At 46.6% G+C, this 16,638-nt stretch carries 20 protein-coding genes; all 20 read right to left on the reverse strand.

All coding sequences use genetic code 11. From position 1 onward, the window contains the following. Positions 1-219 precede the first annotated feature (219 nt). On the reverse strand, positions 220-2,022 hold the full coding sequence (locus tag KFE26_RS19640; protein ID WP_212601439.1) for an SGNH/GDSL hydrolase family protein: 1,803 nt from the start codon (positions 2,020-2,022) through the stop codon (positions 220-222). A gap of 66 nt (positions 2,023-2,088) precedes the next feature. Next, entirely contained in the window at positions 2,089-2,673 is a 585-nt protein-coding gene (locus KFE26_RS19645; RefSeq protein WP_212601440.1) for a YmfQ family protein, read from the reverse strand. Further along, positions 2,658-3,725 (reverse strand): baseplate J/gp47 family protein, encoded by a 1,068-nt coding sequence (locus tag KFE26_RS19650; RefSeq protein ID WP_212601441.1) that lies wholly within the window; start codon positions 3,723-3,725, stop codon positions 2,658-2,660. The genes KFE26_RS19645 and KFE26_RS19650 overlap by 16 nt, the downstream gene beginning before the upstream one ends. After that, on the reverse strand, positions 3,715-4,167 hold the full coding sequence (locus KFE26_RS19655) for a phage GP46 family protein (RefSeq protein WP_212601442.1): 453 nt from the start codon (positions 4,165-4,167) through the stop codon (positions 3,715-3,717). The genes KFE26_RS19650 and KFE26_RS19655 overlap by 11 nt, the downstream gene beginning before the upstream one ends. A 7-nt stretch (positions 4,168-4,174) precedes the next feature. After that, the gene (locus tag KFE26_RS19660) at positions 4,175-4,822 is read right to left on the reverse strand and encodes a phage baseplate assembly protein V (protein WP_212601443.1); all 648 of its coding nucleotides are present in this window, start codon (positions 4,820-4,822) and stop codon (positions 4,175-4,177) included. Beyond that, the gene (locus KFE26_RS19665) at positions 4,816-5,898 is read right to left on the reverse strand and encodes a phage baseplate assembly protein (RefSeq protein WP_212601444.1); all 1,083 of its coding nucleotides are present in this window, start codon (positions 5,896-5,898) and stop codon (positions 4,816-4,818) included. Before KFE26_RS19665 ends, KFE26_RS19660 begins: the two co-directional genes overlap by 7 nt. Further along, a complete protein-coding gene (locus KFE26_RS19670) occupies positions 5,898-7,214 on the reverse strand; it encodes a DNA circularization protein (RefSeq protein WP_212601445.1) in 1,317 nt (438 codons plus the stop codon). Before KFE26_RS19670 ends, KFE26_RS19665 begins: the two co-directional genes overlap by 1 nt. Positions 7,215-7,235: 21 nt before the next feature. Beyond that, on the reverse strand, positions 7,236-8,975 hold the full coding sequence (locus KFE26_RS19675; RefSeq protein WP_212601446.1) for a hypothetical protein: 1,740 nt from the start codon (positions 8,973-8,975) through the stop codon (positions 7,236-7,238). A gap of 125 nt (positions 8,976-9,100) precedes the next feature. Next, positions 9,101-9,445, reverse strand: a complete 345-nt coding sequence (locus tag KFE26_RS19680) for a phage tail assembly protein (protein ID WP_212601447.1) — start codon at positions 9,443-9,445, stop codon at positions 9,101-9,103. Next, on the reverse strand, positions 9,445-9,801 hold the full coding sequence (locus KFE26_RS19685) for a phage tail tube protein (protein WP_212601448.1): 357 nt from the start codon (positions 9,799-9,801) through the stop codon (positions 9,445-9,447). The genes KFE26_RS19680 and KFE26_RS19685 overlap by 1 nt, the downstream gene beginning before the upstream one ends. 16 nt (positions 9,802-9,817) lie before the next feature. Beyond that, positions 9,818-11,299: a phage tail sheath subtilisin-like domain-containing protein gene (locus KFE26_RS19690; RefSeq protein WP_212601449.1), complete on the reverse strand. Its 1,482-nt coding sequence runs from the start codon at positions 11,297-11,299 to the stop codon at positions 9,818-9,820. 14 nt (positions 11,300-11,313) lie between these two features. Continuing rightward, positions 11,314-11,487, reverse strand: a complete 174-nt coding sequence (locus KFE26_RS19695; protein WP_212601450.1) for a DUF2635 domain-containing protein — start codon at positions 11,485-11,487, stop codon at positions 11,314-11,316. A 50-nt stretch (positions 11,488-11,537) separates the two neighbouring features. Continuing rightward, a complete protein-coding gene (locus KFE26_RS19700; RefSeq protein ID WP_212601451.1) occupies positions 11,538-12,131 on the reverse strand; it encodes a hypothetical protein in 594 nt (197 codons plus the stop codon). Next, complete coding sequence (locus KFE26_RS19705; protein ID WP_212601452.1) at positions 12,128-12,670, reverse strand: phage virion morphogenesis protein; 543 nt, start codon at positions 12,668-12,670, stop codon at positions 12,128-12,130. The genes KFE26_RS19700 and KFE26_RS19705 overlap by 4 nt, the downstream gene beginning before the upstream one ends. Next, positions 12,670-13,101 carry a gp436 family protein gene (locus KFE26_RS19710; protein WP_212601453.1) on the reverse strand — a complete coding sequence of 144 codons (432 nt, stop codon included), beginning with the start codon at positions 13,099-13,101 and terminating at the stop codon, positions 12,670-12,672. The genes KFE26_RS19705 and KFE26_RS19710 overlap by 1 nt, the downstream gene beginning before the upstream one ends. 13 nt (positions 13,102-13,114) lie before the next feature. After that, positions 13,115-13,750 carry a hypothetical protein gene (locus tag KFE26_RS19715; RefSeq protein WP_212601454.1) on the reverse strand — a complete coding sequence of 212 codons (636 nt, stop codon included), beginning with the start codon at positions 13,748-13,750 and terminating at the stop codon, positions 13,115-13,117. Positions 13,751-13,788: 38 nt separating this feature from the next. Then, complete coding sequence (locus KFE26_RS19720; RefSeq protein WP_212601455.1) at positions 13,789-14,325, reverse strand: hypothetical protein; 537 nt, start codon at positions 14,323-14,325, stop codon at positions 13,789-13,791. A 2-nt stretch (positions 14,326-14,327) separates the two neighbouring features. Further along, positions 14,328-14,585, reverse strand: a complete 258-nt coding sequence (locus KFE26_RS19725) for a hypothetical protein (RefSeq protein ID WP_212601456.1) — start codon at positions 14,583-14,585, stop codon at positions 14,328-14,330. A gap of 63 nt (positions 14,586-14,648) precedes the next feature. Beyond that, complete coding sequence (locus tag KFE26_RS19730) at positions 14,649-15,548, reverse strand: Mu-like prophage major head subunit gpT family protein (RefSeq protein ID WP_212601457.1); 900 nt, start codon at positions 15,546-15,548, stop codon at positions 14,649-14,651. Continuing rightward, positions 15,548-16,510 carry a phage protease gene (locus KFE26_RS19735; RefSeq protein ID WP_212601458.1) on the reverse strand — a complete coding sequence of 321 codons (963 nt, stop codon included), beginning with the start codon at positions 16,508-16,510 and terminating at the stop codon, positions 15,548-15,550. Before KFE26_RS19735 ends, KFE26_RS19730 begins: the two co-directional genes overlap by 1 nt. Positions 16,511-16,638 lie beyond the last annotated feature (128 nt).

Here is a 16,638-nt window from a genome sequence, read left to right on the forward strand (position 1 = left end):
CTGCGCTTTAAAACCGATACACAACAACGGTTTATTGTACGCTCGATGCAAAGCCGCTGTATTGAAGAAGACCAGCACAAACTCTATGCGTTTAGTGAGACGCTGCAAAGTGCCGGTGAGCGGATGAGCCGAGCCGCAAAAAACGAGCAGTAAGGACTGCTTTAATGAGCAAACATATTTGTGCTCATTAAAGTAGACCTTACGCTTGTGGTGGGAAGTTTAGCTATATCTGATTAGGAACTTGAAATCACTAGCGTAAGTATCCCAGTCACCATCTGTTATGGTGGTACCGTCTGGGTTTAGCACTGCAAAGTTGAATGTTTTTGACGTTGGAGTTAGTTGTATGATTGGACATAGAAACATTTTCCCACCAAAAAAGAATTTATCGACCAGGATAGACTTGTAGTGATTGTTCCGTCGCTTCATTGTGACTTGAATGACTGCTGGTGACGTTGCAACAGCAGATATGACCTCGTTTCCTAGTCCAGACTTGCGCTCTATCTTGAAAACTTTATTTGTTGATGAAACTGTTCCTGTGAGTAAAATTACTGATGGTTTCACTTCAGCAACGTTTGGTGTTTTTTGCTGCTTATATAATGAGTAATCAGATTTAATCTCTTTTAGTTGATCACCAAGCCCGATTAAATTAGCAATATATCTAGCTAGGATTTGATTACCCTCTTTTGTAAAATGTATGTTGTCGAACCTGTAAATATCAGTTGGAATGTTTTTGAAGAACTCAACTATATCAACAAACCCATCTCCAAGTTCATCTGCTACTTGTCGCAACGCATCAACATATTCTTGAGCTATCGCATTTGGCACCACAGCCTCTCCACTATAAGGTGTTGATAACCAAAGTATTTCGCATCCTTCATTTGATGATTTTGTTAAATTATTTAGTTCTCTAATATTATCTTTAAATGTTTCTACGCTCACACCTTTGTATGGGTCATTCGCCCCAACAATACAGATTAAAACGTCTGGCTGATATTGTGTAACTTTATCCGGCCACGCAGCGAGCAGCTGTGAAGATGAATACCCCCCAGAACCCGTCAGTTCCACTTCCGTTCGTTTGGATGCGACTCCGATCAGATTGTAAGTCATTTGTCCCGCAGGGTCAGGTGTATCAGATGCTTGTGTAAATGTATGAAATTTTAGCTCGTGTCGCTCACCGTCACGAGGAACAGTAATCTCAATTTGTCTGATGTCAAAACCTCGGAATTTTGTATCCGCAGATTTGTTCGTGAGTGTGGATATCTGTTCGACTCCGTCGATATCTACTTTGCAACTCATGCAATCTGGGAGATTGTTAGGATGCATGAGTTGCAAAAAATACATAGAGTCAGATTCACCGTCATTATAAACTGACATGCTAATCGCTGGGGCTATCGTGTCATTCACATTCATTCTAAATGATGCGACGCGGCCGCTAAATGGTAACAGCTGCTTTGCCGATGCCGCATTGAACCTGACTTCTGACATCTCACCAAGATAATCAATTTGGCCCGTGATGAATTGATCTTCTATAAAAGTAAAGCTGGGGTCTGCTTTTATAATTGCGTCTCTTAGCATGAATGACCACGATTTCATGCCTGAAAAACAATCTACTGCATGATTACGGAACGTAGTATCGTAATCTTGATAGTTGTAAGATAAGCTGTCCCCAGTGATTACAACAGTCTTCCCATCTTGTTGTAATCGCCCGCCAATCGCATTTAGTCTAGATAAAATGCTAGCATTTCTTATTATTGCACCATTGATCTCGATTGTTTTACCATCAATTTCATTCTTTATATACTCAAATGCTTTAGCTAAATGATCTTCTTTTGTTGGATCAAACACTATGCCCATTTCAGCCAATGCATTCTGAAATTCAGCAATGTTGTGGTTAAACCAATCTGCACCTGGATAGCTTGGGACGTTGTTGTCACCTGACTCAGTAAACCATCCAGGGACACCACTTAATGGCTTAGATGGTGGGCGAACGTCAGCTTGTGAACCATTGCGTAACGGATGCATGTTAACTCTCCTAATCGAAATTCATTTAAACGCCGTTTAAAGCGGGTTTATTGCTAATAAAAATGCCTAAACGGCGTAGTAAAACTCGTAAAATAATCCGCCCACTTTGTAACGCTGCAGCGTGCATTCGAGCACACGCGCATCGGACGTTAACAAAGGGGTCAATACATCGTCTAAACAGGTCATGTATGCGCCTGGTATGCCGTAAACATTTACTCGCAAGATGAAGCGGTATTTCTGTTCCCATAATGGGTAAGTGCATGAGCGCATGCAGTGGTGCGGGAACGTCTCATCAACCTCAACCGTAAAACCTAAATCGGTGGCTAACTTCTGGATATTCCACGCTTGTAAACCACCTTTGCGGTGATACTTCTCGACGACTGCATAGCGACGGTATTCAAGATTTGTTACTGGCTCTGCTACACACTCAGGTAAGCCCAAGTACTCTTCCCACTCAGGCAATAATTGCAGAGTTGACTCTGGGCGCATCTCAAACAGTAAATTGTCAGCGCTGGCCTCGGCGCGTTCTAACCGTGGCGCATAGCCTTGGGCGTACTTATATAAGTCGAGCGAAGTGGCACGTTGCCAAATAATGCCACGAGGCATTTGAGCCAGAATTGAGCTAGTCCACTGCGCTACGGAGTGCCCCATGTAATGGCTCCTAATGCATGCAGTTCGGTGGTTATCGCTGTGACATCAGCACTTAAATCGAGGGTGTAATCTGCTACACCTAACGTCGAACCAATGGCCGTTCGCACGGCACTTAATAGCAATATTGAGCCCGGGCTCAGTGTCTTAAAATAACCTTCAACACTGGCCTTAACGCTTTGCTGTAGTTCAATGTTGTCTGGCGTTAACGTGATCGCTAAATTGGTGGTCTTAAGAGTCAGTGGGATATAAACCGCCTCTATACCACCTGGGCGACCAACATCAGCACCCGTCGCTGGATCTGTGTGACGATAGATATACGCAGCCATTGCCACTTGATCTAAATACGTCGGTAAAATATCGGGGCGAGAATCGAATACAAATGCGTAGCCAACCGTTGCTGGCCCTTGATAATTGTCCACAGCCCAAGCGCGATCAACGCCTGCCACTTCACGGCACCAACTCACATAATCATGCACAGCACCACCCATTGGTGGGTTGCGCTTACGGAACAATAAACGCTCAAGCACTTTAAGGGGCGTTTCTAGATCTGCCCCACCTGTAATGCCGCCAGATATGCCATTTGGCTGAATGCCAGGCACAGTTGAAATTAACGTCAGCGTTTCGCCTGATGCTAAGTTACCTGCACCGCCTGCGGCCTCTGCTTCTACTTGTACAACTACATTGCCACCGGAGGGCGCATTCGATGACGTGACTCGATACAAGCGGCCATCTGAATACGTCATTACGGTGTCAATTGGGATAGTTACAGCGCCAACAAATGTGACTGGGCCTATTGCAGACGTGGCTAATTTTTGAATCACACCTTCAGAGCGGGCAACGTCAATAATCGTCTGATCTTCTGACTCTGACGACGGGATGATCTGGCGAACTATCCAGCTTTGAAAATCATATAAGTCGCGCAAGCTACCGCTTACCGCTGTATTTAATGCTTGTTCAATGCCGAACTTAGGCAGAATCGTATCGAGCGAGGCTTCAATGTCGATTAACCCGCTTTCAATCAGCGTTCGCAGCGTGGGAACATTAAATGGCACTTTGAGTCTCCCATCGTTTTGAAACAGTAAAAGATATAGCTGAGTTGTCAGGTTTAGTGATCGTGATATGCAATGCGAGCGTTTGAAACTTAGGGATCGAGCCTGTCACCTCAACACTCTTAGCAGTCACGCCATTGCCATCATCAACTAGCATCCATGCGAGGGCATCTTGCGCATACTTAACGGCTTTATTACGTACATCTGTTGTGAGCTTTTCGCGGTATAACAACCACAATTTAGAGCCCCAAGGTTTTGACGAAAAAGTATCGCCAGGCCAGCCTCTAAAATCTGTTGAGTTATCAGGTAATGTGTCTGAGCTATCAGCTCTAGCGTCAGTAAAGAGTGAGATCAAAACGAGGGAGGAAATGACGCTACTGGCATCTCCACCCTCGATGATTACACCTATATTTTTCATCATGTCGAACACGATGCTAACGCTCATAACTAACTCACTCTGGTGGTGTAGTCGGTCTGCTCTCAGCGTCTTTGTGGATGTGCCCAAGGTAAGTAATACTGTTCGCGCTTAAATCAGATCCAGTGATAACACTGTCTGAAGTAATACCGCTTACCGCATAAATACCTAGGTCTGTTGATATGCCACCAGTGACGTGTAAAGGACCTTGAATTAAAGACTCTGGTGAGATGATAGTGAATGAGTTGGAGGCATTGAAAATAACGTCGGTTGCTCCAATGGTGAAGCTGTTTTGGATTTCAAAAATAACATCAGTAGCAGTAAGAATAATCTTACCGTCTTTGGTTAAGCGGATTTTATGACCTTCAAGATGGTATAGAAAAACATCTCCAAGTTCACCCTGTGGCCGACATTTTTTATCTTCAACCGCAATCGCCACCAAGCCAGATAATGAGCCACCCAATGCCGCCACAATCGCCTCAGCACCTTCTGGTGGGTACGAACTCATACCATAGTTTTGGAAGCGTTCAATGTTGTCTGCTGATTCATCAGCATGCAGTTTTACTTGTAAGTTTTGGCGCTGCAAATCTTCAACTATGCCGCTGACCACTGCACGGGTTAGCATGCCCGTAATACGGCGGCGGATTGGTGCCAGCAAACGATCAATATAGCGTTCAGTTACCATTGTCCACCGCCTAATTTTGTTGCTTTAACAACTTCGGCAGGTATGTTCATGGCTTCTGGTTTTACAACACTAATCACCGCTAAACGGCCTGCATCGTCTTCGCTAAACATGATCGATGCAATTAGCATTTCTTCATCCAGCCCCATGATCTCGTCAATCACAGGCACTAGGGTATTGATGTTCCAAAGCTTGCCAGTTTGCGGTATCCGCCAGCCTGTTACGGTATATTCAGCTGTGTTTGATTTGCCAATGCTGCGCTGGCGTTCCCACTGACCGCGCTTAGCTGCACCTTCGGCGGTGGTGATTTCTTCATTAACAATAATCAGGGGACGATAGCGGCCAATCTCATTATCTTTTACGTCTGCTTTGATACCACCAACGGCTGAAATTGGGGACGAATCCCAATCCTTTCCATGTGCCGCGCCTGCGGCTTTAATAGTGAAATTGCTGTACCGCTGACGCCAGCTAAAACGCCCGCGAGCCGCTTTAACATTTTCACCCAGTATTAACGAAACACCCGCTTTAACTTTGCTTGCACGAGTGATCACTAAATTGCCAAAGGTATCGCTGGTTAGCAGCACGCCACGCTGTTTAGCCAAGCGCGATAACAGTTCATGCGGGGTTTCACCTTGTTCGATCTGAATGCGCTGGAACGGCTCACCTACATCAGTATTGACGATCACTTTAATGCCGAATGGCTTGCACACTATCTCAGCAATTTGGGTAATGGTCTGGCTATTAAACTGGCCGCTGGGGTAGTCAATCGAGCAATCAACTAAGTCTGCGGTCTTATCACGGCCACTGACGCTAATAGTCACAGTGGCATCATCATAACTGGGGATAAAGTCATCAACATAGCCGGTGATCACACGCTCACCGCCTATGTCTACAGTGCAGGCTTGGCCTTGTTTAATTGGCTCCATAAACTTTTTATACTGCTGTTCACTGCCTTGGTATTTCCATGTTAGCTCCAAGTCAAATGCGCCTGACATTGCATCAAGTGATCGCGTAACGCTAACCTTAGTCCAGCCTTCATAAATCTGGCCTCCGGCTTTTAATACGATTTCCTCACTCATTAGCTGATCACCTCAACCGTATCAGTCGGCAATATAAACGCAGGGTTACTAAAACCATTGCGCTGCACTATGCTGTCACGGCGTTCTGTATTACCCGTTTGCTGCCACGCGACCAAGGCAACTGGTACAGTCTCTTTTGCTTTATATAAAGAGACTTGCGGTAACAATTCGGCACGGCTGCGGGTATCGGCCAATACTGCTTGTCTCAATACGCGCATCTGACGCCACACTGACGAACTACCGCTTTCAACAGCAGCTGCTGCATAAAGAGCAAGTTGATCGGCAATGCCATAGCCAAGGCTTTTTAATTGTTGCCCAGTTAAGATCGCGTTGCGTTCTGCACCCGATAAGCTCTCAATTACTTGCGCTTCATCATTCAGTTTTTTAACAATCTCAGCATCACTTAACGCAGAACACTGAGCCACAATGGCACTGTTTAAGGTCAGCGTTTTAAAGGTTTGAGCATTCGACAGCATAGCGTCATTTTTTGAGGGGTTAGCAAACTTAGGCACAGATCCAGCCATGCCACCGTCACTTGATATATTGCGAGCAAGCCCACCTGTCACAGCGAGTTCGGCGCGCATACCGTCCCAACGGCTTTGCACATTTGAGTAAACATCTAAGGCTCGGATCGGGTCCTTTACAACGCCTTTGATATCCTCAAGCAAGCCCATCGTTTCACGCGCCAAATCGCCAGGGTAAGCGAGTAGATCACCAATGCTATCTTTGGTGCGCATTAAGCGATCAGTCCATTGGCGCAAGTCATCTGGTAATGAGGGTAAGCCGCGAGTTAGTTCATCTAAGTCATCTAAAAACTGATCAACCATATCGCCAACACCGTCCAATGTATTGGTATCAAAATTAGTGACAAAATCATTATTCACTGCATCTTTGGTTTTTTCTGCTTCGGTTTTTACTTGGGTAGCGGTATCAGATTTTGAATTGGGGAATAAGTTTTCACCCACTTCAAACACTTCAAAGTTAATAGTCGCAGTGCCATCAATGCGATTCACTAATTTATGGCTTACCTTACCGACTTGAACTTTACGAATACCAAACCAAGGGTGAACTAATTCCCCTGGTCCTTGTTTATTCAATGCCTCAAGAATGGCTTGTAATTGCTCAAAGTAATTCTCACCGACTACACGGCCACTAATACGCTCTTGCGTTAATACCTTGCCGTTGTCTTCGGTATAGCCAATTTCTTTTTTAGGGTAAGCGTGGGGGATAGCACGACGGCCACTTTCGCCGTCGGCCTCTTCAAGTAAAAATTCAACGCCCCGAAACGAGGCGGTTAAACGGTCTTCAAATGCCATTTAAAACTCCTTTGCGTGGGGTTAGTTGATGCCAGTATCTGAATCAACGGAGATGCCTTTAGGCACATAAACAGGGGTGACTTTGATACGGTCATCAGATACCGCAATTTTTAAATCTAACTTACTGCCCACCGCATTCATGTTATTCACTATGCTTGCGGCGTCACCGTTCTGCGCACCTGAGAACCATTTTTTAAAATCGTCAATCGCATCCAGCAGACCAGGCTGCACCGGAACACCTTTTGACAAGGAAGGATCAACAGAACCTGCACGGCGAATATTAACGGGTGAGAACTCATCGGCCATGCTGAAACCTAGTCCAACTGTTCCAAGCGTTGCTATTGTCTGACGATTGAAAAAGCGCGACGTTTTAGAAGGATTGGCTCCGGTATTTTTACCGCCCATCACATCTGTTATGTCAGTGCCACCACCCATACCACCCGCGCTCATGTTGACGACATACACAGGCATCACGCCCATATCTGTCATGCCACCTTTACCGCCAGCGCTGCCCTTGCTGCTGCCAAAAACGTTTTTGATTGAGCCTGCTAGGTCTAATCCTTTTTTAGCTGCAACTAAACCACCCACTACCCATAGGGCTGTCTCACCCCACTTGAGCCAGTTATCTATGGTTTTATCGTCTACCTCGTTAATTGCATCAGCGAGGTCTTGGATTGGTTTTGATAAGCGACTTTCAGCAAATTGACTAAATGAAGTGTTTAATGATTTAACTGCATTATTAAATTCAGCCGCATTTTTAGCGGCGGCTTTTTGGGTTTCACCATATTCACCAGTTGAGGTATTCATTTGCATTAATAGGTCTTTATTATCTTTCGAATATAAAGACGCCAAACCTTGCTTAGCTGTTGAATCAAAGACATCACCCAATTTCATTGGATCGTTTTTTGCCTTATCCATAATCTCTAATAATAATTCAACAGGTTCGCGCAACTCCTTTGTGCCTTTTTTAAATACATCTATACCTTGACGGCTTAAAAATTCGACTTTAGTTTTATCTGAAAAAGCTTCAAACACTCCTTGAATAGAGGTTAATGATTCGTTGGCGTCACCTTTAGTTTTTGCAAACAACTGAACCAATGAAGCCATTTGGGTAATGGCCGCAGGGCCTTTACCTTGATATACCGCAAATAACTGTTCTGATATGGCCGCTAAATCTTTTACGTTAACGCTACCCACAGCAAATTGACTGTATAAATCATCAATAGTATTCATTACCTGTTTAGCGTCTGTAATTCCTTTTTCGCGGAACTGGGCGAATAACGCACCACTAGATTTAGCATCTGCACCAAACGCTTGCATGAATAAGCCCATGTTCTCAAGGTTATTATTCACAAATTCAAAGTCGCCCGTCTTACCTAGCAGCTCGTCAACAGCGGCGGTAAATTGGGTGGTATCAATGCGGATGTCTTTTTGATTCGCTAACTCAAGGATGTTGCCTTTCAGCGTCGCGACTTGGTCATCAGTCAGTTTGGCGTTAGTACCTAGGCGGGTCATCTGCTCACTAAAGTTACCAATGCTGCGCACTGTGGCACCCGTAGCAAACGCCGCAGCAATCCCAACATAGCGATTGCCGAGCGTATCAATGCCACGGCCAGCCACTTCAGTAGAGCGCTTAATCATGGTCATTGCCGTGTCATTCTTTTTGGCAAAGTCACTCATCGATGTGCCGTACTGACGCGCTTTAGCAGCAAGGTTGCCCGCAAGATTTAAAATAATGTCTGTTTTAAGTTGCTGGGCCATGGATTAACTCTCTTAACTTTCGGTAGGTACGAACAAGGCGACGCAGGGACATTGCAGATGAGACGCTTAGCGCAATGCGAGAACTCATAGCAAGCTGTAAGTCCTCGCAAATATCGGCTAGCGCCTTAAGGTCGCCCCCGTTCTGCTAACTCCTGCATGATCAACTGGTCAAGTTCACTTACTTTGGCATGCAACAATTTGAAGTCGTCTGGGTGCAGCTTGCGCAGTTCCTTAATATTGATTGGCCCTTGCACCTTGCCGATATATTCCACTTGGCGCATTAACAGCTCTAAGCCATACATCACATCTGAGGTGTAGCAAATGGCTTTACCATCTTGGATTATCACTTTCTCGGCTGCTAACTGGGCATCAATATAATCAGTCGTTTCAAGTTCCTTAAGCCCCACCTCAAGGTTGACAGTTTCGCCAACCTTGAGGCCATGTTCGAGGTCAAACGTCATGACGGCCATTAGATGCGTTCGACCTTATCGCCGTGAAATGTGCCTGTAATATCGCCACTATCACTCATAGAAAACGGCGCAGTTTGTGTTGCTCCCGTCATCATGAAGTCCACGCCGTTATCACCTTCCCATGTCAATGTCGCATTTTTAATTTTTGCGATATCAAGCACGTCAACATCTTCAGCGGCGGCGATAACTACAGATATGGTTGGAACGGTATATTCACTTGAGAATCCCCAGTTTTTCCCATTCCCAGTATGCGGAGTAGTTGTTGAGCCACCTGGATTTAATGTTGAACCTTTTTTGGTTTTCAATTCTTTGTTGTTGGCACGTATTGTTACTTGCCCAAGGATAGTTTGTCCCATTGTGATTGCCCCCTAATTAGAGTTTGAACTGCATCAACGCAGCAAAGATACGGAACTGGTTAACGATGTCAGGATTGAACACGCAGTTAAGGCGGTTTTGATCGCTGCTATCGCGGTAGACCTGCAACGTCTCTTTAAAGCCGTCAAAGTCTTCTATTAAGCCTTTTGGAACCCAGTCATTATTTGCAAGTGCAAGCATGGCGTTACGCATGATCTTAGGCGTGACAACTGGCTGACCTGGGTCAAGCCGCGCTAATACATCGTCTCCTGCTAACTTGTGGCGCGGAAAACTATTAGTCACCATCACGCGCAATGAATAACGCAAGGTCGCCAAGGTTGCGGGGGTGGTGATATCTAAATAGCTTGGGTCTGGATCGCCGTACGCATTCTCGCGATACATAGATACTTCGCGTTCAATTGCCACTTCACCGCCTGGTGTCACCATGTAGGTGGCAATACCGTCACCTAACAATAGGTTGCGTTCTGTTGGGTCCCATTGGATTTCCTTCGCAGGTGGCAACAGGCTAGTCATCACCAGCGTTTGCAATGGGCGAGCTGGATCAATACCTAATGAGTAAGACGCTTGACCAGCGTAAGCCGCTGCCCATTCCCATGGTGAGTGGGGCGCTTTGTTGGTACCCATGCAAGTAAATAGGTAATCATTACGGGCTACACCAAACACACCTGACTCAGCAAAGGTGCCACGGAACGCGGTGTAAGCAATGCCTTCAATCATCTTGAGTGGGCCCCAACGATTGACCAGCTCATCACGCAGCTTGTTCATACTTTGGGTATCGTTATAAGGCATTACGATATGGTTGTACCACTCGTTCGGAATCGTCGCGATGACCGCATCCATATCCGGTGTGCCAGCGCCGCCCGTCATTTCAACCACAGTTAAGGTCACACCCGTTGGCAACTGCTCGCCGTCGTAGTAGTTGAAACGCACATCGATGTCGTTTGTGGTCTGGCCCTTCCATTTAGCCGTTAACTCAACCGTTTCAGTGGTAGCCGCTTTAAGCGCAGCGGTAACGGGTAGGTTAGTGTTAGCGTTGATCTTAGCAATCATGGCCGTGGCAATAGCGGCAGCAGTATCTGCTTCATTAACGCCGACTTGCACCGACTCACCCGCAATCAACAAGGCAATCACACCCGCCTTGGCCGTAGTTGCGGCGATAGTGATCTCACCTTTGGCGGCACTGCCTGCGCTGAGGTCTGCTACACCAAGGGCATACACATCGGTATAGTCGTTTGACTTGCGGAACATTTTCAGTGTTCGCGCCAGCATCGAGCCTTTGCCAAACAGTGCATCCATTTGGCTTTCGCTGTTGGTGATGCGGTTTAAGGTCAGGGCTGTGGCGGTTCCTGCTACCAGCTGCTGACCGATCACTAATACTTTTTGCGCAAGTGCAGGCGTACCCGATAGCGCGTTAGAGTTGTCGATCTCGATATAAACGAGAGGGACCTTAATATCATTAGGAATGCTACCGAGTGACATGGTTATGCTCCTGCTTATGCTTTAGTGGTTGCTGCTTTGGCAGCTTTAACTTCGACTACATCGCCATCGTTTAAGCGACGCACCCAGAATGATGAGCGCTCAACCTTTTCGCCTTCGGCCTTTAGGTAATCGCCATTTGTTTTGCGAACTGGTACCGCAGCTTTAGCGGGTTTTATGTGGATCAACATGGCTATGTTCCTGTTGTTAATAAAATTAGTTGTCGTTAGCACTGCAGACGTTATTGCGGTAATTCCACCACGCCTTCGAGTACTGGCGAACCGTCTGCTAATTCGGCTTTAATGCCAAACCGTTCGAAGTTGTCGAGCGTGCTTAGGTCGATTTCTTCATCTAAATACCATTGCTGAGTCCAGCTAACCGACCATACTGCAAGGCCAAGGTCATCAACCTGTGCGCTGTAAAGATTGTCACCGCGTACTGCCTCGGCCTTACTGTAGGCGGTTGGCATGGCACCACGGCGCAGCAATAAACCCGCTAACTTGCCTGCAATCACTTCGGCGCGTTCGTCTTTCTGGTACCCAAATTGATCCGTCGTAAAGACGTAAGCGATAAAGTTCACAGTACCTATGATGCGATTGCCTATGCTCTCGTACTGCGGCACACGTAGCGCAGCGATACGAACGCCGCCATCACGGTTAGCTATCCAGCGCTTAATATCAGTCGGCGTATCAAACTTGCCTATGTGACGCTCAACCGTTTGCACTCGATCAAGTTGTTTATCTGTGCCCTCAAGCTCTGGCTTTAGATAATCAACTATTTGTTGGCATGCCCATACTGTTGAGCCAACGACACTAAACGCGGGTCTGGTTGTCATTGCATTAGCCCTTCAAAAAAGTTACCGAGCACTGAATAAACCTCTTTTTGGTTGTCTGTGCTTAAGCCTAAAAACTCACGTTGCGGAATATTCATTAGCCTGCTAAAAGCCCCGACTGATTGATAGACTGGGAACGCCAACGCTTTACCAAATGCTTGTGTAATAAGGCGCGTATGCGCATCCACTTGAACCGCACCGCTAAAGCCGTCTTGATGCACTGCGGCATAGGCCAGTGGTGAACCAATGCGAACCTGGTTTCTCTCGACGACATATTGAATGGAGTCGAGCAAATCTCCGTCACCTTGTAGCAAGCTCTGATTTCCGTGACGAGTCTTGGCATACGCAGCATTCCACTCAGCCCAAGGCTTACCATCAGGAGATGATTTTTCATCAGCAATACGTCTCCGAGTCTGGCTTTCAACTATGCCGCCGAGGGCATCTAACAATTCTTCTTTGTGCTTAGGGTCGCCAAGGTTTTCCATGAGCTGCTGATAGCGTTGCAGCTCATTGGTCCCTGTGACTTGTACACTAATCGACATTACAGAACGCCCCGCAAGCTATCGCGGGTAAAGATGCGCTCATTGCTTTGCACTAACTCCACTTTGCCCAAACTGGTTTCAGTTGGCTTATCGGTCACTGGTAAGCCTAGGTCGCGCTTCCCTGCGCCAATTTCCCTTAATGTGGTTAGAGCGTTTTTATAACGATCTTCAAGTAAGTTGGTGGCCTGCTGGTCACGATCCGCTAACCAGTAAAACGCGATAGTGATGGCAAGTTTATTGAGCATGCTTGGCACAACGGCCAAGGGCAGCACATAACGGGTTAAGAATGAGTTAATCTCGTCATCCGCTTGCTCAAGTGCCTGATTGATGTAGGTATCGTTTAACTCGCCTGTAGTGCGGTCAATCGCAAAATTCCACAGCATCGACTCATCACGATCAATCAGGTCTTGCTTATTTGCATAAAATGCCATCACTGCCGCCTTACTATTTAATTACGCTAGCTGGATCGATAAGGTCTTCAAGTTCAACATCGACCACGACCAAGTTGGGTTCACTGTGGACACGCTGAGCCTTTTCACGAGTGAGGCACACCACGCGTTCTGCATCATGCTCAAGCGTAGATACATCGTTCTGACCGACATGATCTCCATCAACCACGAGCACCAATGTTTCTGAGAGGCGATGGAACTGCACACCCGAGCGCCAAAATCCAGCGTCCGTTTTAGCGCGCACTGTAAAGGCTCCAAGGATGTGCAGAGCATTACCGTTAGCGCCATTAGTGACATCATTACCTTGTGATACATGACCTTCATTTGAACCTTCCTGATTTGCTTGGTTGAGTTTGGCCTGTTCTCCCGCTTTGGCTTTCGCCTCAGCTTCGGCTTTAGCCTGTTCTTCTACTTGGAGCTTTGCTTTAGTGTCAGCCTCAGCTTTAGCTTGTGCTTCAAGTTCAGCTTTAAGCTTTCCATCAGCATCAAATTTGGCTTTGGCTTCATCGTTACTTACGGCCGCGTTCTGTTCGGTTTGCGGCGCATTGATGGCAGTATCCGTTGCCACTGATTGAACTCCATTGGCCGCAACGGCCTTAGCTTTCTGCGCTTTAGTTTGTTGTCCACTCACGTTGAACTCCTTTTAAATACGGTTTAAACATTCATTGCTTAGGGTTTAACACCCCAAAAACTCATGATGGCACCCGCTGAACTGGGTAAACCATTCGCTGCCGCAAAGGACACTATTGATATTTGACGGCTAGCATTGGTTGTATAGTGACGCCAGCGAAACTTAGTTCCTGCCAAAACTTCTACAGCTAAGGTGTAATCAATGGTGCGTTTTTCATTAGTTGTTTGAGAACTCATGGTGACGGGCCTTAATGAACCTGGATAAGGTTGCCATCCATTAACTGCATCAAACCCTTCAATAAATACGCCCCACTCAACTTCACCTGAACCCGTCTGCTCACGTAGGGCCGTGGCCGCTAAGCTCGCCATACCGCTAAAATCCTTTAATGCGGTGACTTCTCCTGTCACTAGATCAATGCTTAAAGCTGGATCTGCCACCGTGACTTGATTAAACAAAATGGTTTGCGCCACATTATTAGCAACCAGTGTTTGTTTAATACTGCTGCCAGAAGACGTGACATAACTGGCACGCATCAACACTTTTGGGACAACGAACGGACAGCATTCACCAAACATGATCAGTACTCCGTGACGATAACGTCACCCGCTACTGACAAGGTTCTTCCATAGAGCTTCATTGCGCTGGAGGTATTTAGCTGAAACCCTTTATCCGCAAACTGAGATAAGCTATGTCCCTTAACAACAGTTTCTGCTGGTTTGGCAGCTGCCACCCAATACAGCAATGGATCTGAGGTTTGGTTTTCAAAGCAGCCTTTCTCGGCAGCACTTAACTCAGTCCAATCTGTGCCACTCACTTGCACAATTTTGCTTGCCATTTCATTCTCCGGTTAATGGGTAGCGCATCCTTGCGCTAAATTCTTCCGTGTTCCGGCTTGGGGTTATGCAGTAATCATTGGTGAAACAACAATCTCAACATCGTTGAAATAGATGTTTGTGTCGCCACCTTCAATCAACATGCGGCCGATCAACTTCTTCGCAGCTGCTTCGTTATCAGGACCAACAACTAACTTAGTGGCACGGGTGCCGATTGGCGTACCGTCAACCTTTACCATCTTCATCAGTAGCTTTTTAGCGGCTGCGTAGTTGGCTTCGGTCAATGCTGCTTTAGAACCAATAGCCAGTTGCGGGAAAGAGAAACCGACGTTACAACGGCCATCAACACCCGCCGCATACTTGTTATTGAACCAAGTGTATTCTTCGTTCGGGTTCATGTTTTTAAACACGAATGGGCGACGGTTCTGGAACACAATCGGCTTAAGCACTTTGGTGTCATCAATCAGGAACCAAGGCTCACCTGTATCAGTGGATGGTGTTCCGATAACGTTTGAGAATACGCTCGCTGGCGTAGTTTCTAACGGATGGTCAGTATCAAAGTAGTTTTGGCCGTCATAACACAGGGTTGTGAAGCCTGCCGCTAATAGTGGATATGCTAAGGTGTCTGGGAAGTAGGCAACTTGATCACCATAGTTCTGTGCAATCACACCGTACTGACCAATTTGGTCATCATCTACGTTATCGCGAGAAATGGAGATTGAGCTTTCGAACGTTTTATTTTCGATTGAGTAGCCGCGCTTACCCAAGTCAGCTAATTGGCGAGCACCTGTCCATTCAACAATGCCTGGTAAGTCTTTTAGCCAGCCATAAAAGTTAGCGGCGCTAGCACTTGGCACTTCAGTTGCAATCATAGTCCACTGCGGTTTTGCAGCAGATAAACCTTTGGTATAGGCCGCTGACATCGTGGCCTGTAGTGCTTCTAGCACTTGTGCTTCAGTAGCCATTAGTTAGCTCCTACGTTCATTTGTTGTTTTGCCGCTAGGAACTCTTCTTTAGAGACACCCATCTTGCGACACATTGCGATTTCATGTTCTTCAAGCGCCGCCACGCCATTAGTATCAACAGGCAGCTTCTTCTGTGCGTTGGTGGCGATAGCCGGAGCCGAACCCACAAAGTTTTTAAACTGCTCGATGCCACCCTCTGTGCGACACATGCCAACAAACATATCTTTGTTAGCGGGTGCGACCTTGCCAGCATCAATGGCGGTTTGTACCAGTGCATCAATCTCTTTATCTGCAATGGTCTTGAGCGCAGCCTCTGCCGTGGTGGCACGGTTAAGCGCGACTTGGTGCGTCTCAATTGGAATGAACTTGTTTAAGTCCGGTGTATTGCTGCGGTTAAGCGCAATCGTTTCGGCTTGCTTAATTGCGTTAATCGCAACTACGGCTTGTTCTGCGCTGGCATCTTCTGCAAGGCCAAGCAGATCAGTCAAAAGCTTTGGCAGCTTCATTGGGTCATCCTCTTGTCGGTTTAAAGCGGGTACATTTAAGTTGGGGGAGTTGGTCAGGCCAGCACTTTCAAGGCTGTAGATAACTCCTGTGTCTGGGTCATGGGCAAACGCTGGGGAGTAGAAGGCGTACTTTTCTTCCTCAATCAGTTCACGACCTTCGGCGTTCCATTTAACAAAGCCCCAAATCTCACCTGCGCGGTTTTCCACTTGGGTAATCCAACCAGATGCTGGAGCTTCTTCACCTTTGGGGGCTTTAATGTGAGTAGCATGTTCAACATCGAAGGGGCGTTTTTTGGTAAAGCTGGCGACGACAGCATCAGGATTAGGGTTCCTCCATGAACGGCCATCAATCCCTGTGAAATTTCCGGCGGGTATCATCGGCAGCCAAATGCCTGGCGCATTGGCTTCGAGTGCCATCATGTTGAAGCAAAGCGCTGTTAGGGCAGTGACTGACATGGGTTAAACTCCGTTAAGAATTACATATCAACCTCCTAATCGTGGTTGGTATGGGTAATCTGATATTGATTAACAACGGAGTTCAGCATGCATAAAAAAAGCAACTGACGATAAATAACGTCGGTTGC

Source organism: Shewanella sp. M16 (assembly GCF_018224605.1).
In the GTDB taxonomy this organism is placed as follows: Bacteria; Pseudomonadota; Gammaproteobacteria; order Enterobacterales; family Shewanellaceae; genus Shewanella; species Shewanella oncorhynchi.